The sequence below is a fragment of the Candidatus Nitrosopumilus sp. bin_68KS genome (genome assembly GCF_054095825.1).
In genome coordinates, this window is sequence record NZ_JBSWSP010000011.1 from 17,777 (window position 1) to 39,100 (window position 21,324).

General features: G+C 31.1%; 30 protein-coding genes. 14 read left to right on the top strand and 16 right to left on the bottom strand.

Annotated features, from left to right (window positions below; all coding sequences use genetic code 11):
• The first annotated feature begins 18 nt into the window (after nucleotides 1-18).
• The 3 genes from ACW9W3_RS05550 (at nucleotide 19) to ACW9W3_RS05560 (ending at nucleotide 2,129) form a co-directional block, all read left to right on the top strand.
• Complete coding sequence (locus ACW9W3_RS05550; protein WP_457765163.1) at nucleotides 19-1,251, top strand: glycosyltransferase; 1,233 nt, start codon at nucleotides 19-21, stop codon at nucleotides 1,249-1,251.
• A 153-nt stretch (nucleotides 1,252-1,404) separates the two neighbouring features.
• Nucleotides 1,405-1,719, top strand: coding sequence for a hypothetical protein (locus ACW9W3_RS05555; protein ID WP_048114405.1), 315 nt, complete (start codon nucleotides 1,405-1,407; stop codon nucleotides 1,717-1,719).
• 11 nt (nucleotides 1,720-1,730) lie between these two features.
• Complete coding sequence (locus tag ACW9W3_RS05560) at nucleotides 1,731-2,129, top strand: hypothetical protein (protein WP_457765164.1); 399 nt, start codon at nucleotides 1,731-1,733, stop codon at nucleotides 2,127-2,129.
• Between the two features lie 2 nt (nucleotides 2,130-2,131).
• On the opposite strand, the gene ACW9W3_RS05565 is transcribed toward ACW9W3_RS05560, so the two are convergent.
• The 4 genes from ACW9W3_RS05565 to ACW9W3_RS05580 form a co-directional block, all read right to left on the bottom strand.
• Nucleotides 2,132-2,932 (bottom strand): SDR family NAD(P)-dependent oxidoreductase, encoded by an 801-nt coding sequence (locus ACW9W3_RS05565; RefSeq protein WP_457765165.1) that lies wholly within the window; start codon nucleotides 2,930-2,932, stop codon nucleotides 2,132-2,134.
• Nucleotides 2,933-3,020: 88 nt separating this feature from the next.
• Nucleotides 3,021-3,725, bottom strand: coding sequence for a hypothetical protein (locus ACW9W3_RS05570; protein WP_457765166.1), 705 nt, complete (start codon nucleotides 3,723-3,725; stop codon nucleotides 3,021-3,023).
• Between the two features lie 53 nt (nucleotides 3,726-3,778).
• Nucleotides 3,779-4,795, bottom strand: a complete 1,017-nt coding sequence (locus ACW9W3_RS05575) for a lysylphosphatidylglycerol synthase transmembrane domain-containing protein (RefSeq protein WP_457765167.1) — start codon at nucleotides 4,793-4,795, stop codon at nucleotides 3,779-3,781.
• 92 nt (nucleotides 4,796-4,887) lie between these two features.
• The gene (locus ACW9W3_RS05580) at nucleotides 4,888-5,040 is read right to left on the bottom strand and encodes a hypothetical protein (RefSeq protein WP_457765168.1); all 153 of its coding nucleotides are present in this window, start codon (nucleotides 5,038-5,040) and stop codon (nucleotides 4,888-4,890) included.
• A gap of 132 nt (nucleotides 5,041-5,172) precedes the next feature.
• Between ACW9W3_RS05580 and ACW9W3_RS05585 the strand changes: the two genes are divergently transcribed.
• Genes ACW9W3_RS05585 through ACW9W3_RS05595 form a run of 3 tightly spaced genes read left to right on the top strand, consistent with a single transcriptional unit; the run spans nucleotide 5,173 to nucleotide 7,539 of the window.
• Entirely contained in the window at nucleotides 5,173-5,931 is a 759-nt protein-coding gene (locus tag ACW9W3_RS05585) for an ATP/GTP-binding protein (RefSeq protein WP_457765190.1), read from the top strand.
• A complete protein-coding gene (locus ACW9W3_RS05590) occupies nucleotides 5,931-6,851 on the top strand; it encodes a homoserine kinase (protein ID WP_457765169.1) in 921 nt (306 codons plus the stop codon). Before ACW9W3_RS05585 ends, ACW9W3_RS05590 begins: the two co-directional genes overlap by 1 nt.
• Nucleotides 6,852-6,864: 13 nt before the next feature.
• Nucleotides 6,865-7,539: a 7-cyano-7-deazaguanine synthase gene (locus ACW9W3_RS05595; RefSeq protein ID WP_457765170.1), complete on the top strand. Its 675-nt coding sequence runs from the start codon at nucleotides 6,865-6,867 to the stop codon at nucleotides 7,537-7,539.
• Nucleotides 7,540-7,541: 2 nt separating this feature from the next.
• Here ACW9W3_RS05595 and ACW9W3_RS05600 read toward each other — a convergent pair whose 3' ends face one another.
• The 7 genes from ACW9W3_RS05600 to ACW9W3_RS05630 form a co-directional block, all read right to left on the bottom strand.
• Complete coding sequence (locus ACW9W3_RS05600) at nucleotides 7,542-7,793, bottom strand: hypothetical protein (RefSeq protein ID WP_457765171.1); 252 nt, start codon at nucleotides 7,791-7,793, stop codon at nucleotides 7,542-7,544.
• Nucleotides 7,794-7,836: 43 nt separating this feature from the next.
• The gene (folE, locus tag ACW9W3_RS05605) at nucleotides 7,837-8,394 is read right to left on the bottom strand and encodes a GTP cyclohydrolase I FolE (RefSeq protein WP_457765172.1); all 558 of its coding nucleotides are present in this window, start codon (nucleotides 8,392-8,394) and stop codon (nucleotides 7,837-7,839) included.
• A gap of 62 nt (nucleotides 8,395-8,456) precedes the next feature.
• On the bottom strand, nucleotides 8,457-9,170 hold the full coding sequence (locus tag ACW9W3_RS05610; RefSeq protein ID WP_457765173.1) for a 7-carboxy-7-deazaguanine synthase QueE: 714 nt from the start codon (nucleotides 9,168-9,170) through the stop codon (nucleotides 8,457-8,459).
• A gap of 41 nt (nucleotides 9,171-9,211) precedes the next feature.
• Nucleotides 9,212-9,406, bottom strand: coding sequence for a hypothetical protein (locus ACW9W3_RS05615; RefSeq protein ID WP_457765174.1), 195 nt, complete (start codon nucleotides 9,404-9,406; stop codon nucleotides 9,212-9,214).
• A 44-nt stretch (nucleotides 9,407-9,450) separates the two neighbouring features.
• Entirely contained in the window at nucleotides 9,451-10,479 is a 1,029-nt protein-coding gene (locus ACW9W3_RS05620) for a hypothetical protein (protein ID WP_457765175.1), read from the bottom strand.
• Nucleotides 10,476-11,552, bottom strand: a complete 1,077-nt coding sequence (locus ACW9W3_RS05625) for a MarR family transcriptional regulator (RefSeq protein ID WP_457765176.1) — start codon at nucleotides 11,550-11,552, stop codon at nucleotides 10,476-10,478. The genes ACW9W3_RS05620 and ACW9W3_RS05625 overlap by 4 nt, the downstream gene beginning before the upstream one ends.
• Nucleotides 11,553-11,556: 4 nt before the next feature.
• Entirely contained in the window at nucleotides 11,557-11,817 is a 261-nt protein-coding gene (locus ACW9W3_RS05630; RefSeq protein ID WP_048114431.1) for a winged helix-turn-helix domain-containing protein, read from the bottom strand.
• Nucleotides 11,818-12,161: 344 nt separating this feature from the next.
• On the opposite strand from ACW9W3_RS05630, the gene ACW9W3_RS05635 reads away from it, so the two are divergent.
• Together ACW9W3_RS05635 and ACW9W3_RS05640 are read left to right on the top strand one after the other, a co-directional pair.
• A complete protein-coding gene (locus tag ACW9W3_RS05635) occupies nucleotides 12,162-12,845 on the top strand; it encodes a hypothetical protein (protein ID WP_457765177.1) in 684 nt (227 codons plus the stop codon).
• 98 nt (nucleotides 12,846-12,943) lie between these two features.
• Nucleotides 12,944-13,411, top strand: a complete 468-nt coding sequence (locus tag ACW9W3_RS05640; RefSeq protein WP_457765178.1) for a transcriptional regulator — start codon at nucleotides 12,944-12,946, stop codon at nucleotides 13,409-13,411.
• 11 nt (nucleotides 13,412-13,422) lie between these two features.
• Here ACW9W3_RS05640 and ACW9W3_RS05645 read toward each other — a convergent pair whose 3' ends face one another.
• Nucleotides 13,423-14,070: a Snf7 family protein gene (locus tag ACW9W3_RS05645; protein WP_457765179.1), complete on the bottom strand. Its 648-nt coding sequence runs from the start codon at nucleotides 14,068-14,070 to the stop codon at nucleotides 13,423-13,425.
• Between the two features lie 217 nt (nucleotides 14,071-14,287).
• On the opposite strand from ACW9W3_RS05645, the gene ACW9W3_RS05650 reads away from it, so the two are divergent.
• The 4 genes from ACW9W3_RS05650 to ACW9W3_RS05665 all read left to right on the top strand — a co-directional run bounded on the left by ACW9W3_RS05650 (nucleotide 14,288) and on the right by ACW9W3_RS05665 (nucleotide 16,799).
• Nucleotides 14,288-14,719: a hypothetical protein gene (locus tag ACW9W3_RS05650; protein ID WP_457765180.1), complete on the top strand. Its 432-nt coding sequence runs from the start codon at nucleotides 14,288-14,290 to the stop codon at nucleotides 14,717-14,719.
• 264 nt (nucleotides 14,720-14,983) lie between these two features.
• On the top strand, nucleotides 14,984-15,727 hold the full coding sequence (locus ACW9W3_RS05655) for an SDR family NAD(P)-dependent oxidoreductase (protein WP_457765181.1): 744 nt from the start codon (nucleotides 14,984-14,986) through the stop codon (nucleotides 15,725-15,727).
• A 40-nt stretch (nucleotides 15,728-15,767) separates the two neighbouring features.
• The gene (locus tag ACW9W3_RS05660; RefSeq protein ID WP_457765182.1) at nucleotides 15,768-15,974 is read left to right on the top strand and encodes a hypothetical protein; all 207 of its coding nucleotides are present in this window, start codon (nucleotides 15,768-15,770) and stop codon (nucleotides 15,972-15,974) included.
• A 9-nt stretch (nucleotides 15,975-15,983) separates the two neighbouring features.
• The gene (locus ACW9W3_RS05665; RefSeq protein WP_457765183.1) at nucleotides 15,984-16,799 is read left to right on the top strand and encodes a 3'(2'),5'-bisphosphate nucleotidase CysQ family protein; all 816 of its coding nucleotides are present in this window, start codon (nucleotides 15,984-15,986) and stop codon (nucleotides 16,797-16,799) included.
• On the opposite strand, the gene cysC is transcribed toward ACW9W3_RS05665, so the two are convergent.
• Both cysC and ACW9W3_RS05675 read right to left on the bottom strand, forming a co-directional pair.
• Complete coding sequence (gene cysC, locus ACW9W3_RS05670) at nucleotides 16,791-17,306, bottom strand: adenylyl-sulfate kinase (protein WP_457765184.1); 516 nt, start codon at nucleotides 17,304-17,306, stop codon at nucleotides 16,791-16,793. The genes ACW9W3_RS05665 and cysC overlap by 9 nt on opposite strands.
• A 37-nt stretch (nucleotides 17,307-17,343) precedes the next feature.
• The gene (locus ACW9W3_RS05675; RefSeq protein ID WP_457765185.1) at nucleotides 17,344-17,886 is read right to left on the bottom strand and encodes a hemerythrin domain-containing protein; all 543 of its coding nucleotides are present in this window, start codon (nucleotides 17,884-17,886) and stop codon (nucleotides 17,344-17,346) included.
• 116 nt (nucleotides 17,887-18,002) lie between these two features.
• Here ACW9W3_RS05675 and ACW9W3_RS05680 point away from each other — a divergent pair, with 116 nt between their 5' ends.
• On the top strand, nucleotides 18,003-19,460 hold the full coding sequence (locus ACW9W3_RS05680; protein ID WP_457765186.1) for a cation:proton antiporter: 1,458 nt from the start codon (nucleotides 18,003-18,005) through the stop codon (nucleotides 19,458-19,460).
• A 1-nt stretch (nucleotide 19,461) separates the two neighbouring features.
• On the opposite strand, the gene ACW9W3_RS05685 is transcribed toward ACW9W3_RS05680, so the two are convergent.
• Together ACW9W3_RS05685 and ACW9W3_RS05690 are read right to left on the bottom strand one after the other, a co-directional pair.
• Nucleotides 19,462-20,367 (bottom strand): transcription initiation factor IIB, encoded by a 906-nt coding sequence (locus tag ACW9W3_RS05685; RefSeq protein ID WP_457765187.1) that lies wholly within the window; start codon nucleotides 20,365-20,367, stop codon nucleotides 19,462-19,464.
• 173 nt (nucleotides 20,368-20,540) lie between these two features.
• A complete protein-coding gene (locus ACW9W3_RS05690) occupies nucleotides 20,541-20,840 on the bottom strand; it encodes a hypothetical protein (RefSeq protein WP_457765188.1) in 300 nt (99 codons plus the stop codon).
• A gap of 107 nt (nucleotides 20,841-20,947) precedes the next feature.
• Here ACW9W3_RS05690 and ACW9W3_RS05695 point away from each other — a divergent pair, with 107 nt between their 5' ends.
• Nucleotides 20,948-21,157, top strand: coding sequence for a hypothetical protein (locus tag ACW9W3_RS05695; RefSeq protein ID WP_457765189.1), 210 nt, complete (start codon nucleotides 20,948-20,950; stop codon nucleotides 21,155-21,157).
• Nucleotides 21,158-21,324 lie beyond the last annotated feature (167 nt).

Here is a 21,324-nt window from a genome sequence, read left to right on the forward strand (position 1 = left end):
TACAATTGGTTTTATGTTATGCTAAAAATAGGAGAATTCATCTATCCTTGGGGAAGTGGCCATTATTCTAGAATGATGAGACTTAATCAAGTACTAGAAGATCATATAAAAGAAAAATTTGAAGTTCATTTTTCAAGTAAGGATCATGTTTATGAAAAATTATTAAAGAAATTTCCGGATCAAAAAGAGAAAATTCATGAGATATTGATGCCAACTCCAATTGATGGAAAGTTTGGTCCAAGTGTGACTATGTCTTTAATGAATCTGTTATTACCAATTTCAAAAAACCCACCACTAGTAAGACAAATTGCAAATTATTTGAGAGAGGAAAGAAAACTCTACAATAAAGAAAAATTTGATTTGGTAATAAATGATGGAGATATGGGTTCAAATATTTTAGCAAAAAATCGAAACATTCCAAGTTTATTTGTCACAAATCAATTTAGGCCAAAATTATACAATTCAAGAGCATATCTTTACCCATCATTAATTTTTATTGCAAAACAAATTGCAAAAGCTTCAAAAATTCTAGTTGCAGATTCTCCACCTCCATATACAATGTGTGAATATAATCTAAATTTCACAAATGAAGTCAAAGAGAAAGTTATCTATGTAGGACATTTCACTAGCAATAAAATTTTAAATGAAGAAAAAACTGATCTTGAAAAACTAGTTGAAGATAATGAATTTGGGTATTGGATGAGAACTGGAAACAAATCTACAAATGATGGAACTGGTCAGAGATATGAAAAAGTATTTCATCAGAAAGAAATGATAAATGAAAAAAGAATTATTTCACATGCAAGAAATGAATCAAACATAGATTCTGTAACAGGTAAAAACGATAAAAAATATTCAATTTCAGAAGCACTAGATAAAAAAATAGATTGGATACAAATTGATATTGGTTTTCTATCTGAGAATCAAAAAGATACAATACTGAATTTATGTAAATATGCAGTCGTTAATGGTTCACATACAGTAATGGGTGAGATTATGGGCGGAAAATCAAAACCAGTTATTGGAATTCCAATTTATGATGAACATACAAACAACATTTTGTGGGCACAAAAAAAGAATTTAGGATTACTAGCTATTAAAACATCACAAGTAATTGACGCAATTTCCAAAATTAAGAAAAATTATGAAGCATTTGAGGAAAATTTGAATGAATTTTCAAAAAATTTTGTTCCTAATGGAGCAGAAAATTCAGCAAAAATTGCATCTGAAATGTTAGAAGAAAAGAGATAATAGATTATTTTAAGAATTTTGCTCATCTGGCACGCGGGATTTCGATGGGCGAACGGACCGCAAGGGATGATGAAAAAATCCGCGTGTCAGATTAATGACGATCAACATATTATGTGGGAACGCTTTTATGGAAAAAATTAAGCAAAATCAGCAGTGCCTAACTGTCCAGAATGTACATCAAGAGAGAAAAAGAAAATAGAAGCCAAGTATATTGAAGATTTTCCAGAAGAAGAAGACAGAAGCAGAGATGCATTGTTCAAATTATTTGATGAAATTGATATTCCAATGAAGATGGATGAAAAAAATAGAAGGCATTTCATTTGTAAGCGATGTGGATTATATGCAACAAGAGAAGAAATTTCAGATATCAGATTTAAGTTAAATCAAAGAGAAAGAACTAGAGATGATAAACATGATGATTATCTTGAATGGTGGTCAAAAAGTAAAAAAGAAAAAGCAGAAAGCTAGAGTGGTTCAGTATGGTAAAAAAGAAAGAAGACGATATTCCTGATTGGGTTACAGATGAAATTCAAAATGCAAAATTTAAGAAACCTCAAGAGATGAAAAAATCAGGATATATTCTAGAATTTTATTATGAGGACAACAAAATTGATGTACAGTTGTATGATCCTGTAGAGGATGGACGACATATAGTTACCATGGATATTTCAAAAAAAATTAAGATTGATGATTTAGTAAAAGGCGAAGTTTATGAATTTGTTTTTGATCAGCACAAAGCACCATTAAGCAAAAAAGTTTCAGATTATTTAGAAAAAGAAAAAGAAATTGATATGAAGGCAATTTATCAATTTGATTTAAAATCATTAGAATTGTTAGATGTAGGCTCTAGTGATGCTTCAGACGATTTAGAAGAATAAACTTAATTCTTCTTTGTTGAATCCAATTGCTTTTTGAAGGATTTTCCTATTATTGGATTTATGAAAAATGGAAATGAGGTTTTCAGCCATATAGCTCCACGTACTACTGACGGTACAACAATTTCTAATCTTGAAGAATTTGCAGCTTTGATAATTGATTTTGCTACAGTTTTAGGATCAAGTGATGTAGGTGAATATTTTGGCATTTTTTCAAAGGATGAATGATCAAAAAAGTTAGTTCGTACCATTATGGGACTTACAACAGTAATTCCAACTCCAGTATCTTTTAATTCATGTTTAAGACCTTCAGAAAATCCTAACATTGCAAATTTAGATGCACAGTACGAAGCAATTCCAGGTAAACCAAAGCTTGCAGCAACAGAAGCAACATTAACTATATGACCAGATTTTTTCTTTAACATTGATGGGAGAAATTCTTTGATGCAATATACCATTCCAAAATAATTTGTCTCCATTTGAGATTCAATATCACGAATAGAAAGATCAGAAACAGAGCCATATATTGCAAAACCAGCATTATTAACCAAAATATCAATAGAATCAAATTTTTCAAAGATTAGTTGTGACATTTCTTTTACCTGATCTTTTTTTGAAACATCACACTGGTAAACCAATGTTAATACATGAAATTTTTTTAATTCATTTGCAATTTGCTCCAGTTTATCTTTTCTTCTGGCAATTAAAATTATGTTAGCTCCCAATTTAGCAAATTCTATTGCAGATTCTTTACCAATCCCAGATGATGCACCAGTAATTAGAACTAGTTTATTTTTGAAATTCATAAATCAAGAAAATTGTTTAAAGATAAAGTGGTTTCTATAGCAGATATTTACCGTATAAACAACAATTTTGAGGCTAAAATTGGGAATTTCATGATCTTGCCCATCCTCTCTCAATTAATTTCTCAGCAGTTTGTGGTTTTACACAAGCAAAACTATCGTTAGATTTTTTTTGAATTGGAACTAAATCATCTAAACAAAGTATTGTGTTACTCATAGAATAATCCCAAGAACCACGATTCATCAGATAATTTTGATGAGAAGGTTTTAGATCATAAGTAAAAAAAATAGGCTCATAGTAGGGTAACGGTTCAATCATAAATTCTTGAATTTCAGATTTTTTATACAAAACTAACAACATTTCAGAATCATTTTCAAATTGTGAAACTTTTGTGTCAAGATCATACTGCTCACAGTTTAAAGCTAGTTGGATTGAAGATTTCACATTGTTATTATTTTTTAAGAATTTTTTTATTTGAAAGTTATAAGATGAATAATTTCCATATTCACTAGAAATATTTTGTGGAGAACTTGTAACTTTTCCAATCACAATTAAATCTGTGTAGAAATATGCTTTGATCTTACGCATTTCAAAGAATGGACCTTTATCTAATGTGAAAAGAGGACATCCAACCTTAAATGGTTGTGGATATGTTATTTTACTTGGATCAACAACTGTAACATTACCAATACTAAATCCTTCTTTGTATGATAGTAGATTATCTTCTGCAAACGATTCTTGCATTCCAATTATTCCTATCAAAATCAACGGAATTACTACCCAAACTAGTTTCATGTTCTTAATTTTCTAAGAACTTCATAAGTTGTTCTGCTTTGAGATAGTGGTTTCTATGATTCAGAAGATTTTGATATTTTACTCAAGGCTAATTTGACTAAAAGTAACCAGGTAATTACAATTGGAACATAATAAGTTGCTATTCTCCAACCGATAACTGCATCCCAAGCAACAATTCCTTCAGGTATTTCAAAAGCAAAAGGATCCAAATTATTTAGATAAGCAACAATTCCAAATTCAGCTAAACCAGAACCACCAATAGTAATTGGCAAGTTACCAATGGCATTTGCACCCATTACTGCCATTATAGAATCAAATGCACTTATAACATAACCAGTTCCCATAGCAATAATCATAAATGAAATTCCATAAAATGACCAAGATGCAATTGAAAATAAAAATGAAATTGTAAAGATTTTTTTAGATTCAGGGGTTTTTAGATTTTCTCGACTCATCGTACATACTTCTTCCATCCAAAGATTTGTCTTATCAATAGCTTTTTCACCTTTATCTTTTCCAAATCTTTTTACAAGATTTTCAAGGATTTTTGGAACTTGGAATGTATGTTTAGATGAAAGAAAGAACATAACCATCCATAAAGATGTAATAATAATACTAGTAGTCAAAATTACAGCTGCGACAACATATGCACCATTAAGTAATGCAATAATTCCCGCCATTATTGATAACAAACCTGCAGCAAACACTTCAGTTACAATATCCATAATTGCAATCCATGCTGATTTTGCAGGATTAACTCCTTTCTTATGTAAATAATAGATTACAACAAATTCTGCTCCAACAAACATAGGAGTTGTGAATTTGATAAATTCACTTCCAACTCTAACACCAACTAATTTCAAAAATGAATCAAAATTTCCAAGATATTTCCTTGTGATATATGCAAATTTGATTCCCTGTAATCCTAATTTGATCAACATAGCTATAATTGCTCCAACAAATGGAAAAATTCCAATGGCTAATACATCATCTAATTGAATATCAAATTGGATGGCAATAACGAAAATAGGAATTAAAGTAACAGGAATAGCAATTAATCTCCAGTTCATTTGATATTTTTTTTGAGGAATCAAATATGAAAGTTGAGTAAATTCCTAGTCATCAAAAAATACACATCTAAAATTAGGCACAAAAAAATGATTTAATTGATGTTTTTTTGTTGATTTTCAAGTTCTTGCTTTAGTTCTGTAAACAATGAATCTAACATATCAAAATTTGACAGATTTCTTTCTCGGAGGAGTTTAATCACTAAATCTTTAAGATAATTTTCTTTTTCAGAAATACTATCAATCATAAACAAAATGAAATAGAATAAGATAAAGAGAAAGTGGAAATTTATTAAAAAATTTAATGCCAATTTGGAATTTATGACAAAATAGATGAGCAAGTTAGTTTGAAATATAAGCAAATAAAGAATCAGACAGGTTTGAAAACTATTTTTGTTTCTGGTACAGCTGGTTCTGGAAAATCATTGCTTACATCAAAATTATTGGATTATTATACAAAAAATGGATCTTTTGCAGCTGTCTTGAATTTGGATCCAGGAGTAGAAAATATGCCATATACTTGTGATGTTGACGTTAGAGATTATGTAGATGTTGTATCAATAATGAATCAATATGAACTCGGACCAAATGGCGCCATAATTATGGCATGTGATTTGGTTGCATCTAAAATTGATGATATTCAAAATGAAGTAAATAGAATAAATCCAGATTATCTAATTGTTGATACTCCTGGTCAAATAGAATTATTTGCTTATCGTTCTAGTGGTCGTTTTCTTGTAGAAAATATTTCATCAGATGAAAAAACAAATATTTTTCTTTTTGATGGTGCATTAATCACCACTCCTGTAAATTTTGTGTCAATCGCACTTCTTGCAACATCAATAAGATTACGCTTGAATTTACCTACAATTAATGTAGTAACAAAAACAGATCTTATTGAAGATAGATTAAAACAAATTTTACAATGGTCTACAAATTTGAATACATTAGAGAATGCAATTGCTAAAGATACAGATGGTGACACATACACATTAACTACGAGTATTTTACGAGGATTAAATTTGGGTGGATTTGCGCAGGGTTTAATTCCAATTTCTAATGTATCAGGAGACGGTTTAGTAAATCTTGAAGGTGCTTTGAGCAGAATTCTTAATTTAGGCGAAGAGGTAGAAGGTTAATGCAATCAATATCAGTAAAAGCACCATCATCTACTGCCAATCTAGGACCAGGATTTGATGTATTTGGATTGGCAATCGATGCATTTTATGATGAAATTACATTAACCAAAACTAAAAGTGGGATTACAATTAGTACTGCTGATAATATTCCAACAAACCCTGAAAATAATACTGCAGGATTAGTAGTAAAAAATATGAAAAATAAATTTAAAATAAAAAGTGGAATAGAAATTAAAATAAAAAAAGGAGTCCCTGCAGGATTTGGAATGGGAAGTAGTGCTGCATCAGCTGCGGCAACTGCAATAGCATTTGACAAATTATTTGCACTAAAACTTGATGGGAACACTTTAGTTGAATATGCAGGTTCTGGTGAGAAAGCTAGTGCAGGAACAATTCATTATGATAATGTTGCAGCTTCAGTTTTAGGTGGATTTGTTATAGTAAAGACTAATCCTTTAGATGTAATTCGAATAGATCCACCAAATAATCTTAGAATGTGCATTGCAGTTCCAAAACTTGTTGTACCAAAAAAGAAAACTAAGGTATCAAGAGAAGTAATTCCAAGTAGAGTGAAATTCACTGATAGTGTTTTAAATATTTCAAATGCTGCTGCAATTGTTGCAGGGTTTATGAAAAAAGATCCAAAGTTGATAGGTATATCAACCAAAGATGTAATAGTTGAACCAGCTAGACAGCATATGATTCCAGGTTATGCTAAAGTAAAACAAAATGCACTAAAAGCAGGTGCATTAGGTGTTACAATTAGTGGTGCAGGACCTTCGATTATTGCATTTTCAGAAAAATCTGCTAATTTACAAAAAATTAGTTTGGCAATGTCCAAAGGATTTACGTCTGCCAACATTAAATGTCAAACAATTATCTGTAAACCAAGTAAAGGTGCAATAGTAAAGAAAAAATGATCTTTGGTATAATATGAAAAAAGCAGTAATAGTGTTTAGTGGAGGAGTAGATTCTGTTTGTGCAGTTTCATTTTTGAAATCAAAATATGAATTATATGGAATCACTTTTTCATATGGGCAAAAGGCAAATAACGAAATTCTAGCTGCAAAATCTTTTGCAAAAAAACTAGGGTTAAAGCAACATAAAATTATCGATATTGGTTTTATGAAAGAATTGTATGGTGATTCTAATGTATTGACTAGTTCAAAGAAGAAAATTCCAAGTAGATTTGAGTATTCAATAGTAGTTCCAATTAGAAATGCTGTATTTCTATCAATTGCGTCTGCTTGGGCTTTTACATTAAACGCACAATTAGTTGTATATGGTGCACATACTGGAGATCAGCATTATCCTGATTGTAGGCCAATTTTTACAAAAAAACTCGAAGCTGCATTTAATCAGGGTGAAATAGATGGAATTAAATCTAAACTACGAAAGAATATAGAAATTTGGTCTCCTTTTCGTAAGGGATTATCAAAAAGTGATTTATTAAAATCAGGATTGAAAGTTTTAGGTGATTCTATTTTTAAAACTTGGAGTTGCTATTCAAATAAAAAATATCATTGTGGAATTTGTGAATCTTGTAATAATAGGAAAACTGCATTTAAAAAAGCTGGTATTAATGATAAAACAAAATATTTAAAATAATTCTAGTATCTATTTCTAAGAATTTTCTTTTTCAGAATAAAACCTCTTATTCCAATATACCAAGCTAAAAAGATCAATCCCATAATTCCCATAAACATGTAGTTTTGTGTTTGTGGATCAAGTCCTTCAATAGAATCAGTAATTTTGCTTGATGTTACAAGAGAAATTGCTAAAACAATTATGCATTCAATTGCATACCATGTCCAACTAGGCCAAGATTCTTTTGGAATGTGGATATATGGATTTGCTCCCATAAGGGTAATCAAATATGTTGATTATTTAATTTTTCACAATATCTTAGAAAGAAGAGTCTGAGGCACGTTTTCTAATGAGTGTCATTATTCCTGCTTTTTCTTCTTTCTTTTCATAAATTCCTCTAAATGCTGATGAAGATAGTGTTGCGTCATTTCTAACACCACGCATTTTCATACAGAGGTGTTCGGCATCTGCTAAAACAACTACACCTTTTACACCTTGAGAGAATAATTCATCTGCGATATTCTTGGTTAATCGTTCCTGAATTTGTAGTCTCTTTGAGTATTTTTCAACCAACCTAACAAGTTTTGAAATTCCGAATACTCTTCCATTTGGAGAATAAGCAATGTGGATTTTTCCAAAAAATGGTAACATATGGTGTTCACACATTGAATAAAATTGAATGTCACGAGCAATTACCACATCAGAATCTTCGGAAAATTGTACAGATAATTCAGAATCAGAGTCATATCCTCCAAAGATTTCTTTGTACATATTTGCAATTCTGTCTGGAGTTTCTCGTAAACCCTCACGTGTAGGATCTTCACCAATTTCAATAATTAGTTCTCTAACTAGTTTTTCTACACGTTCTTTGTCCATGTAATTCTCACAGAATTTTTCTAGTATTTGAACCTAATTAGATTTTTAGTCAGGTGCAAATGTTATGGAGCTCCAATAAATTTGTGTAATTGAGGAACTACCTTTACTTCAATATAATACGGATATACAATATCATACAAATTCAATAATAATTCCAATGATGGTTCAGAAATACCATATGTTGGTTGAATGATAAAACCATCTATATCATCTTTAGAAACAATGTTGAAAATTTGATTTGTTAATTCTTTAAATTCATCTGGTTTAGTTTTAGAGCTAACGACAATTTTGATATATGTTGTTTTTTTTGCTTGTATTGATGAGTTTAGACATTTCATTGTATGTCCAATTAATTTTTCATAATGTTGAGAATCTACAAAATCAGAATCTTTTGTTTTAAATTCAATTTTTACAATATCAATAAATGGTAATACATGGTTGAATCTATCAATATCAAAACATGAAGATTCAAGATATGTTGGAATTTTTTTATCTTGAATATGTTTTGCAAGTAAAGCTACAGCTTGATGCTGAATTAGTGGGTCACCCCCAGTAAAATTTACTTTGTAAGTTTGGTTTTTAAGATTAGTGTCAATTAGCTTATTTGCTTCTTCAATTGAGTATTCTGTTCCAGAGTCAAGTGGAAGAGATTCTTTAGTGTCACAATAAAAACAGGTAAAAGGACATCCTGCAAGTCTAACAAATAGAGTCTTTGTTCCATAAAGAATTCCTTCTCCTTCAACGGATGTAAATATCTCAAATAATCTTACTTTCAAGTAATAACCGTAATTTTTTTCATTATTTATTCAATGATATTCTAATGCATGACTGGTTCTTTTCTATAAAACAATCCAGAGATGAAAAATATTACTCCTAAAATTCCAATAGTGCTTCCAATAAGTTCTACTTGATTTTGATATATTACTTCTAATGGAGCCCATAACCAAGCCATCAAAGCACCTACAACAATCATAGGAATACCTACTCCAACAACTATTGCTTTAGAAGCCATGTTCAATGCTGCTTAGAAAATGTATATGAAGTTTATGATGAGTATTAGCGAGAATTTTTCATTTCTTGTAATTGTTTTGCCAAATCTCTCAAAAGTTCATTTGCTGTATCAAATTCTCCATCATACAAATTACGTTTAATACTTTGAAGTGTATTTTTAGCATTTATCAAATCAATCTCATCTACACCATCCAATTGAGATAATTGAGATATGGTTTTTTCAACTTGTAATACTCTAGATTCAAGTCTATCATTTTTTGTTAATTCAAACTGTTTCTTTATTGACAAGATTTCTCTAATTTCTTTGACAATATCATTTGGGTTATCTGCTGAAGAGAGTTTTTCTCTAGCATTTTCTAATTTTTTGATTATTTCATCAGATAATCCCTGTTTTTTGGCATTTTCAATCAATCTCTCTAATTGCTCTAGATATTTTTGAGCATATTCTTTAGCACGCTGAGACTCTTGCTTTGATGCTTCATCTCTAATTTCTTTGTTGATTTCTACAATGATTTCTTTGATTTTCTGAAGTGTTTCTAATGCTAAAGCGAATTGATTATTGTTGATTTGGTGTTTAGATGCTCTAAACAATTCATCAAGTTCAGAGAAGTCAATTAGTGCATCATATTTTTTAGCAATTGTTTTTAAACTATTTACATAAATTTGTAATCTTTGAAGATCATTTGATGGATCTTTAACAGTTGATCTTGCAGAATCCGAAGTTGTTTTTGCTGCAATTTCTGATGTTGATTCTTTTGTAGGAACATCTGATGATGTTCTAGAAATTTGAGTAAAAATCTTCATAGCAGTAAGAAAATGTTTTTTTGCAGAATCAGTATCATTATTTCTAATTGCCTTCTCAAGTGAATTAACATTTTGAATTCCTTCTTCAAATAATCTTTTTATTTCATCTGGAGATTCAGATGAAATTTGATTTTGAACTTGGTTTTGTGCACGTTTTGCAAGATTTAGAAGAATTTTTGAATCATCCTGAGCATAAACATTACTTAAGGCTCCGCCAAAAACCATACTAACAACTAAGATTAGTAATGCAGAAGTAACTATGATTTTCATTCTTCTTCCTCCAATTCTGTTTTTAGTTTAACTAGGTTTTGTAAGTCTTTTTTAGAAATTTCAATTACTCCTTGTCTTTCTAGTCGTTTAACTGCTCTCCACATAGTAGTTCTTGGTTGAAGGAATTTTTTTCTTAAATCACTTTCTAAAACCTGACCACCATTTTCAGAAATAAATTTAATAATTTCTTTATCATCCTCACGCATTTCAGGTCTTAGATTGAAAATTCTTTCAGGATTATTAGAATCAGATTTGGTTTCAGATTCAGTAATTTCATTTTGAATAACTGGTAATGATTTTGCTTGTTTTCTTTTAACAATAAAAATTGCTCCAATTACAGCTGCAGTAATAGATATGCCAATAATTGAAAGTGTAAAAATATCAATAGTAGACTCATCAGTGTTTGTTACTGGTGGGTTTGTTACTGGTGGGTTTGTTACTGGTGGGTTTGTTACTGGTGGGTTTGTTACTGGTGGGTTTTTGGTTCCAAGGATGTAATTAATTTCTGATAATCCAGTACTTAGTTCCAACTGTGTTTGATCATTTGTTATTACCATATTTGATGGCAATGCATTCATACCAACAATTATTGAGTTTGCTGGCATTAATAATGAATAATCAGTTGGTGAATTTAGGGAAAATGTCCAAACTCTTCCTTCTTTGGAAATTAAGTCATGAATATCATAATCAATTGAAATAGAAGCTGTTCCAAAAGTATCAATTGTTACTTTATTATCAATTATCTCACTAGATAAAAGAAAACCATTTTCACTAACTGCTACAAAATTATCAATGGAGGGACCAAATAATTCCACCTCAAAATCTGGATCTAAAGGATTCACCTCTATTTGTGATGATACATGTGCAGAACCATCTGAATAAACTGTGATATCTAGAGTTCGAGTAGAACTGAATGAGGTCTGAATAGGCATCGCTAATGCGACAACGATTAAGCTAACAATAATCAAAGGTGCTTTAACCATTGTTTCGAGGATACCCTCAGTCCTTACAAAAAGCATTCCATCTTCTCGAAGAAACTCTTTTCTATGAATTGGTACGATTTCGGGATTCATTGGATCAATACCTTAGATTCATGCTTTCTACTAATCCCTGAAACCTCTTAAATTCCTGGAAAAATTGAAGTCCCTTTTCGGTAATCAAAAAGACTCTATTCCTATCATTTTTGACGGATTCGACTAAGCCTGCTTCTACCAGTTTCTCACATTTGTCTAGTACTGCGTAGTGAGATAGGTTGGCTTTGCGAGATATTGCAGATACAATGATTCCATTACGACCGCCATCGGCGGTAACGTCTAAGATATCACCCATTATGCCCATTTCGGACCTGTATTGTTGTTTTGACATGCTATTGTATAGAACTAATTAGTTAATGAGGAACATTTTGAAACCTCATAGCGGAACGCAAAGCGGAACGCCCATTTCAGTAAAAAAAATTGTGATTTTTTGTGAAAATGGATACAAGAAGAAAAATTCTGGTAAAATTTATACCTAAAAAATTAGTTAAAAAAAGATAGTTTTTTTGTAAAAAACTAGATTTTTCATTTTTTTTGTAAAATTGGGGGAATTTTGCTAGATTTTTGAGTATTCCCCTAAAATTTTGTATATAAGGAACAGGATGTTTCGTAGCCGTCCCTAATCTATAATATTCACAATCTATACTCATGTTGAAATTACAGAAAAGTTCCATAGAAGGAATTCTAATTCTTTTGATGCTTTTTAGTTCAACTTTATCTGTAAACTACTCGTTTGCTGAATCTGAAGAAATCCAGGAAGAAAAAAGTAAGTTAGAAAATTTAGAAAATATAAAGAGAGAGAGACTTTGGACAATTTTAACTGAAAAAGTAGTAAATGGAAAACTAGAAGTTCAACATTATGCTTTACCAACTAACCTTTCTGAAGAGGATGTGTATAGAGAATTAACAGCTGATGGAAAGACAGCAGGTTGGGCTTATGTAAATTATAAGGCATATCACTCAGGAATTGTCCTTTTTGATGGAAAAGCTTCAAAAATTGGAGAAAATTTATGGGAAATTTCTTCAAATGATATATTAAATTTTAAAGAAAGTCAATTTGATTTAGAATTAATTGGAAAATCCTATGATTCTGATAAAGTAATACATGGAACAGCCTTAGACAAGGAACTTAATTTTAAAATCATATTTACCGGAAAATTAGCAGAAACAAACCAGGAAGATGTGTTATCCTTGTCTTTTACAATTTTAGGATTAAAAAATTCAAGTATCGTTCAAAATTTGGATTTTTTATCTATTGGATTGATTGATGATATTTCAGAAAAAAGAACTGATTCTCACCAAGGGATTGGAAATTCAATATTAGCCATATAGTCACCAATATTTTCTTTAATTGAATAAAAATCATTCACAAGGTCAGCTTTGAGATTCATAATAACTTTTTATTCCCATTTTGAAAAGAAAATCATAAAATGTTTGATAAATTCAAAAATGAAGAGGGAGGAGAAATGGTAAAAGAAAGTGCTGATTCAGATGAATCTGTAGAATCAAATTCAACAGTTGAATCTACAAGTGAGATTGGAATTGGAGAGTTAATGGGAAAACGTGCAAAGTTAGAAGAGGCAATTGATTATGTCGGTTTAATGATTAAAAATCTGAAAGACAAGAGAACATTACTTGAAAAAGATATTGAAGAAGAATCAGTAGATATTAAGAATCTTAAAGAAAAACTACAAAAAGTAAGTGAGTATATTGACGAGGAAAATAGAGGAATAAAGGAACTTGCCAATAAGAGACAACAAGTAGAAAATGAGGCAGATGAAGTTGGTACAATTATCAATAGTTTAAGGGAAAAACTTTCAGGTGTTGATAAAGTAATTGATGATGAAGGTAATAGAGTTAAAAGAATTAAAGAAACTAGAGAGTCATTATCTGATTAAAAATTTTAGAATTAATAGAATTTTGAACTAGTTGTTGTTGCTTCTTGAGTACCAGTAGGAACTGAAGGGAACATTTGACCTGTAGAACTTTCTGCAACAGCAGCAGCTTCTTTGAGAATACTTTCAGATTCTGCACTAGTAGTTGCATCTATTCCAAATGCTGAATCTCCTGAGAAACTATCGGTCATAAATCCTCCAAGCATTTCTGCCATTTGTCCAATTTCTTGTTCAGCACCAGGCATTATTTTTCCAAGTGATGATTTTAGATTTTTCATCAGACCCATTGTTGGCATTATCGCAACAACTGTATCTCCTAGATCACTACATGTAGTTAATCGTAATTCAATTTGCTCTAATGCTATTCTAGCTCCGCTTAAAATTTTGGTAACCTTTCTTACCTCAGCCAACTCATTTCCTAAAACTTTAGTTGTTTGGGTATCATGTTTTTGTGTTGCATCTACAATTCTTTGAAATAATTTTGCATCACGTTCTTGTAAGTTTGTTAACATTGTGTCTAATTTTTTAATTTGAATTTGAATTTTTTTAATTCCATCCTGAACTCTTGGCTTTAGTGCACCTTTAGGCTTGATAGTATCATTAATTTTTTCAGATATACTAGGCTGTGGTTGCTTTGACCAATCTTTAGATAAATTAGGCATTGAGTCTGATTTTAGAATATGTACTTAATCTCAGGTGTAAATAATGGTTAACAGTACATTAAATTTTACTAACTAAAGATAAACGTATAAAATCAATCTCTTTTTGAGGCTAATTATTGCTTTTATCGTGAAGATCAATATTAAATTAAAAGCAATATTTCAAAATTCTATATTATCAATCTAAAATCTTTAAGATGGTTAAATAGAATTCTTTGTTGTGAATAGAAAAATTCTCATAATTCCAATAATTGTTATCATTGGTATTTTTCTAATTAACTTTGGATCAAATCAAACCTTACAGGAAAATTATGTTGTTTTTCATGTAACTCTTGCAGATCCTAGTCTATATTCTGATGGTGTTTATAGAAATTCATTTTTTATTGATGAAGGCCATTATTCATTTAGATTTGTTCCTAATGGGAGTAGTCCAGAAATTTTATCAATAAAATTGAGTGGAAGTAATTTTGATTTTTCTGAAGATTTTGTCCTTGAAAGTACATTACACCAAACAGGAATCTCTGAATACTTTACATGGAAATATGTTGGAATAGGAGAAATTATGATTTCAGAGAAACAAGAAATTTTGATAGTAATTAATCCAAATGGAAATACCATGGGTTCTGTGTCTGTAGATATATTAGAAAATTAAGAGGCGTAAACCCCTTCATTGCAGAATTTTGAGAGATTTCCTCTCTTTCTCAGATGCTAAATGTCTGATTACCTTTTACGTTCTGCGGGGTTACGCATTGTTAGTCGATAGAAATTATATCTATTGACATTAATTACTATAGGAACTTAAAGTATTTATAATTATATGAAAAATTTTATAAAAATCTTAAATATTTTATGAAATATTTTATGCCTAATTATTAGTTAATTGAAGTATAAATTACGATTTTCTATCTAAAAACTAATGAAATTATCTGGAAAAGTTGCACTAGTAACTGGTGGAAGTCGTGGAATTGGATTTGCTACTGCAAAAATTTTATCAGAAAATGGGGCAACAGTGGTAATAACTGCAAAAAATTTAGAAGGTTTAGAGAAAGCATCATCAGATATTCCAAATTCTATTGGCATTACAGCTGACATTAGAAACAAAGAAGATGTAAAAATGGTGGTAGAAAAAACAGTTGCAAAATTTGGCAAAATAGACATTCTAGTAAACAATGCGGGAATTTTTCCAAAAATTAAGAAATTACACGATATTGATGAAGATGAATGGAATGAGGTTTTAGATGTAAATCTTACTGGGCAGTTTAGGTTTACCAAGGAGGTAATACCATATCTACAAAAAACATCAGGTTCAATAATAAATATTTCATCAGATGCTGGTTTAAAGGCATATCAAGGATTTAATGCTGATGCGTACTCTGCAGCAAAAGCTGCATTGATTTTGCTAACAAAATGTTGGGCGCTTGAATATGCTAAAGACAAGATCCGTGTAAATTGTATTTGCCCAGGTGTAGTAGATACAGATATGACAAAACCATTTTTGAAAACTCAAAAAGACAAAGATTTCATGAATGCTGAACATCCAATTGGTAGAATTGGTCAACCCGAAGAAGTAGGAAAAGCAGTATTGTATTTTTCATCAGATGACGCAGCATGGACTACAGGAGCAGTTCTTGCTGTGGATGGAGGAGAATCAATTAAATGAATTCACATGAATTTAATACAACACAGGAATACAAAAAATGATGAAAGATAGAAAATCAAAGGCTAAATTGATTATACTTTTAGGAATTATTTGGGTAGTTATTACATTACCACTTCCATGGATTGTGAATAATCCAGAAGTTTCAGAATCCCAATTAAATACTATTCTTGGAATTATTGGAATTATGTCAATTCCATTTATTGTTCTTGGAATTGCTTGGACATTAAAGCCAGAGTTAACAACCTAGGTTTTTCAATTGAAAGATATTCCAATTATTCATAAGATTCCTGAATTAGAAATTGCTATCAAAGCTGTTGAAATGGCAGGCAAAGCAATTTTAGAAATTTATCAAGAGGAATTTCAGTCTTTTACAAAAAGTGACGACTCCCCAATTACAGAGGCAGATATTAAAAGCAATGATATCATTAAAGAGATTCTATCACAAACGGATCATGCCATATTATCCGAAGAAGAAGAAGATGATCTTGATAGATTATCAAGGGATATGATTTGGATAGTAGATCCTCTTGATGGAACTTCTGATTTTATTGATAAAACAGGTGAATTTACAATTATGATTGGATTAATAAAAAATAAAAAACCAATTCTTGGTGTGATTGGTTGGCCTACCGAAAAAACATTTTTTGTTGCACAGAAAGGAAGTGGAGCATTTAGATATGTAAATGATGAATGGGAGAAAATATCTGTAACTAAAGTTTCAGAACTTTCAAAATGTAGAACAGTTGGATCAAGACATCACTTATCAGAAAAGGAAAAATCATTTATCAAAAAATTAGGTATTGAAGATTTCACAAGTATTGGTAGCTCATTAAAAGTAGGAAAAATTAGCTCAGGGGAAGCTGAGGTATACATTACTACTACAAATAAAATGAAAGAGTGGGATTCTGCTGCTTCATATTGTATAATTTCAGAAGCTGGGGGGAAAATGACAGATATGTTGGGAAATGATATCACATACAACAACAAAGAGGTTTATCATCAAAATGGAATTTTAGTAACAAATGGATTGGTTCATGATAAAATAATTGAAGAATTTAAAAAATTAGAGTAGGTTTCTTTCTTTAAGAAAGTCCTTTACTTTATTTGCACTATTAGAAAGAGGTTCATTTTCTGTATCAATTACCAAATCAGCATTTTCAGGTGCCTCATAAGGATCGTCAATTCCTGTAAAGCCCTTGATTTCTCCTTTTCTTGCCTTGGCATACATGCCCTTGACATCTCTTTCTTCACATTTTGCAAGTGAACATTTCACATAAACTTCTGCAAATTGGTTCCCAGCATCAATAATTTCTTTAGCATTTTTTCTATTTTCAGAATATGGAGAAACTAGAGATACTACACTTGGGACACCATGATTTAACAAAAGCTTTGCCAAATGAGCAACTTTTTTGTTGTGTTCATCACGTCCTGCTTTTGAAAAGTCTTTTGGAGAGAACCATTCTCGTAGCTCATCTCCATCAAGCATTGCCAAATTTGGAATATCATTTTGCAAGTCTTTTACGATGGTAGTCTTTCCTGAACAAGGAAGACCAGTCATCCAAAGAACAAAAGGTTTCATAAATAAAAATGTCAAAACAACCCATAAAGAGCTTACGTTAATTTTTGGCCCAAGATTGGTTTTCTAAATAATCAATCTCTGCAATCATTTCATCAACTTTTTTTACTATTGCAAATACTGATCTGTATTGTTCATACATTTCAATTTCTTCCTCTTTAGATAAAACATTGGCTTCTGCGTCATCAAAAAATTTGTTTTCTTTATTTAGATGATCATTTAAGAAAATAGCGTAGGTTCTCAAATATCGTGATACTGGCTCTTGCGCATCTTCTCCATCTTTCCATCTTTTTAGATGAAGTGATATTTGTCGGGCAATATTCCTTCCAAATTCATGTTCGATCATAAATTTTCGAATTTCTTCTTTTAGAGAATCATAGCTTGCAACACATGGAAAATACGAATCTTCTTCTCTAGAGTGATGAATAATGTCTATAAATTCTGAAATGACTATGGTGATTTTTGTCAGGTCTGAAAATGGAATTTTTGTGCCTTTATAAAGTTCCTCAGAACATTTGAATACTATTTTTTCTAGACGACGAACTTGATCATGATCAGCACGTAGTTGATTTGTAGCACTCAAGTACGAAATCTATTTTTATTGTAGATTTAATGTGTATCTAAAATCAATCAAGGAGCTAAAATTATCAAATAAATCTGATTTAATTTCCTTTTCTAAAAGATTAGTTCTAGTCATACATGAATCACATAATTTTATCGGTATTACAGTTGTTTAGAGGGCAAATAGAAGATTTGATCCCAATATCAAATTTTGATTCAAGCTCAATTTTCGACAAACTTACTGAAATACAAAATTCTATAGGTACATTATCTATTCAAGATGGACCAATTGCTTCAGCCCATGTAATTCTGCTTGCAGCAGGCGTTGTAATTTTTCTAGGGGTTGCAGGTGAAGCATTCTTCAAAAAGACAGGAATTCCAGATGTAGCATTTTTAATGATTCTTGGAGTAATTATTGGACCAGTTTTTGGAATAATTCAACCAGAAGCTGTAATCCAAGTAGTTCCCTACTTTGCAGCACTTGCACTAATTATTATCATGTTTGATGGAGGATTAAATCTTGACATCAAACATGTGATTAGAACTGCACATTTTTCAGTAACATTAGCAGTTTTAGGTTTCATTCTATCTGTTGCCATGATAACATTTGCAGCTCATTTTGCTTTAGGATGGTTATGGTTAGAAAGTATTTTGTTAGGATCAATTGTTGGTGGAAGTAGTTCTGCAATTGTTTTTGGTCTTGTAAGAAATATCAAAATTTCAGAAGAGACCAAATCTATGCTAAGTTTTGAATCTGCATTAACTGATATTTTAGCGACAATTATTGCATTCATATTATTTGAAGCAGTACTTGCAGGACATTTTGATCTGCAAACATTAGAACAAACTCTTGGAAGAGCAATTATTGTAGGTTTAGTTCTTGGATTTGGTGTAGGAATTCCTTGGATGTATGTTTCAACAAAGCTTGGGAATGCTCAACACGCATACATGTTAACATTAGGAGTTCTGTTTGTTTTATTTTTCTTGGCAAATTCATTTGGAGAATCCGGAGCATTAACAGCTCTAGTATTTGGTTTAATGATTGGAAACAAAAAACATCTTTCAAAAATACTTAGATTCAAGCTACCAAAAATTGAGACAGATGATCCAACACATAATCAACTAACATTCTTGGTAAGATCATTCTTTTTTGTATTTGTGGGGTTAATGGCAAGTTTTGGACAAGTAGAGTATCTCATTTTTGGAGTTTTAATTACAATTGCTGTTTATTTTGGAAGAATATTTGTTGGCAAAGTAACATTGACAAAAAGATTTTCTCTTTTAGATAGAGCAGTAACAAATTCCATGATTCCAAGAGGATTAGCAGCTGCAGTACTTGCTACTTATCCAATAACTATGGGCATACCAAATGCAGAAGCCTATCCACAACTTGTTTTCTTTATAATTTTATCATCAGTAATAATTACCACAATTGGATTAGCAAAATCAAAGAAGATTCCTCCTCCTGAATCAGTTGAAGGTGGATTTGTAAAACCAGATGAGGGAGAATCAGATGAAGGAATATTTTCTGATGATCATCTAGATAAATCAGTTGGTGTTGGTTTTGTTAAACCAGTTGAAGATTCTCAAAAATAGATCATAGATCTAATGATTCTTTGAGCCCTTTGTACCTATTTCGAATAGTGACTTCAGTAACATTTGCAGCTTCTGCAATATCACGTTGAGTCTTATCCTCACCGTTTTTCACACAAGAAAGATACAGAGCAGCGGCTGCCAATCCCATTGGATCTTTTCCAGCTGAGACTTCATTGTCTTGAGCCATTTTTAGAACCTTTGTTGCATGTCTTTTTGTTTTCTCTGCAATTCCAATTCTGCTTGCAATTCTTGCAACACATTGAATTGAATCAGTTACTGGCATCTTCAAATCAAGTTCTTTTACTAGTAATCTGTAACATCTTGCAATATCTTTTCTTTTGATGTTAGCTGCTTGCTCTACGTCTTTGAGATTTCTTGGGGTTTCAGTATCTCTGCATGCAGCATAAAGAGATGATGCCATAAGAGCTGAAATGGAACGACCACGAACTAGACCTTTCTCCAGTGCTTTTCTGTAAATGTAAGCTGCTTTTTCAATTACTGCATCTGAAATTGCTAGTTTGTCTTTTAGTCTGTTTAATTCACTAAATGCCTGCCTGAAATTTCTATCAACTGGCTCATGAACTTGGCTTCTACTATCCCAAGTTCTTAGTCTTTCAATGGTACTTTTCATAGATGATGTTAGTGGTCTACCAGACGCATCCTTGTTTACAGGATTGATTATTGTTGCAAGACCCATGTCATGCATTGTAAGTGATGTTGGAGCGCCGGCTCTTGCCTTGTTTCCACCCTCATCTTGGGTAAAGGATCTCCATTCAGGTCCTGCTTCTTGTAGTTTTTCAGTAATTACAAATCCACACTTTGAGCAAAACATTTCTCCTGATTCATTATCAGTTACTAGTTTACCTTGTGCACATCTTGGACATAGATCTTTACCCTTGCTAACCATGATTATTTCTAGAATCCTAGAACTTATGGTATTTATGAATCAACAAGTTTTTTTCTTAAAATTTTGTTCCAGATTTGAGTCTTGGAACAATTATAGGAATTCCTGCAGGTGCCATCATAACATTACTGATTAGAAAGAAACAAAATTTTAGTAAAAAATGCCCAAAAAAAACTCTAAGAGTCTAGTTTTTCTTTAATTCTTTGAGTGTATTTTTTACTATATTCATTGAATAGTTTAATTTTATTTTGAGCCAAAGCCATTGCACCAGGTCTAGTGTTAATATGATCTTCAGCAATTTTTTGTTCTTTTAATAATTCTTCAAGATTTTCTTTTGATGATGATTCTAGTGCTGCAAGTAATGTAACAAGTTCTTTTTCAAGATTATCTTTGGTGTTAGGAATTTCAGGTGGATCAGCACCAATTATTTCTTTAGTAGTTATTTTTCCAAATACTTTCTTGTCTAATTCAAGCAATAATTGAAAACAAAGCTAGCACTATAAATTTTATTTTATGGTATTTCAAAAAAGTGAGTGCAGTGCAATCAAACGTTTTATCTTTTTGATAGTTTTAGTAATTAATCATGGTTTATTGTATAGGTAAATGTAAAAAATACAAGGCTCTCAAGCCATTACAGATTGGTAGATATGCGGCTGGACAAAAAAGATGCAATTATTGTGAGATATTTGTAGAAGTTGATGGAATTGTTTGTCCTTGCTGTAAAAGTCAACTTCGGTGTCTACCTAGAAGTAGAAAAGGTAAGGAAAAGTATCTAGCTCAAATTGAAAGATAAATCTGCATAGATGGATTCTTTTTTGAAAATCGTAAATTCAGGAATTTATCACGCCTAATAATTAAAGTTCTATTTATAAGAAATCAGTTCAAGTAAGAATATGGCAATTCCGGCAGATATTGAAGAGTATGTTGAAAAACATATCAAGTTAATGATTTCCCAGACTG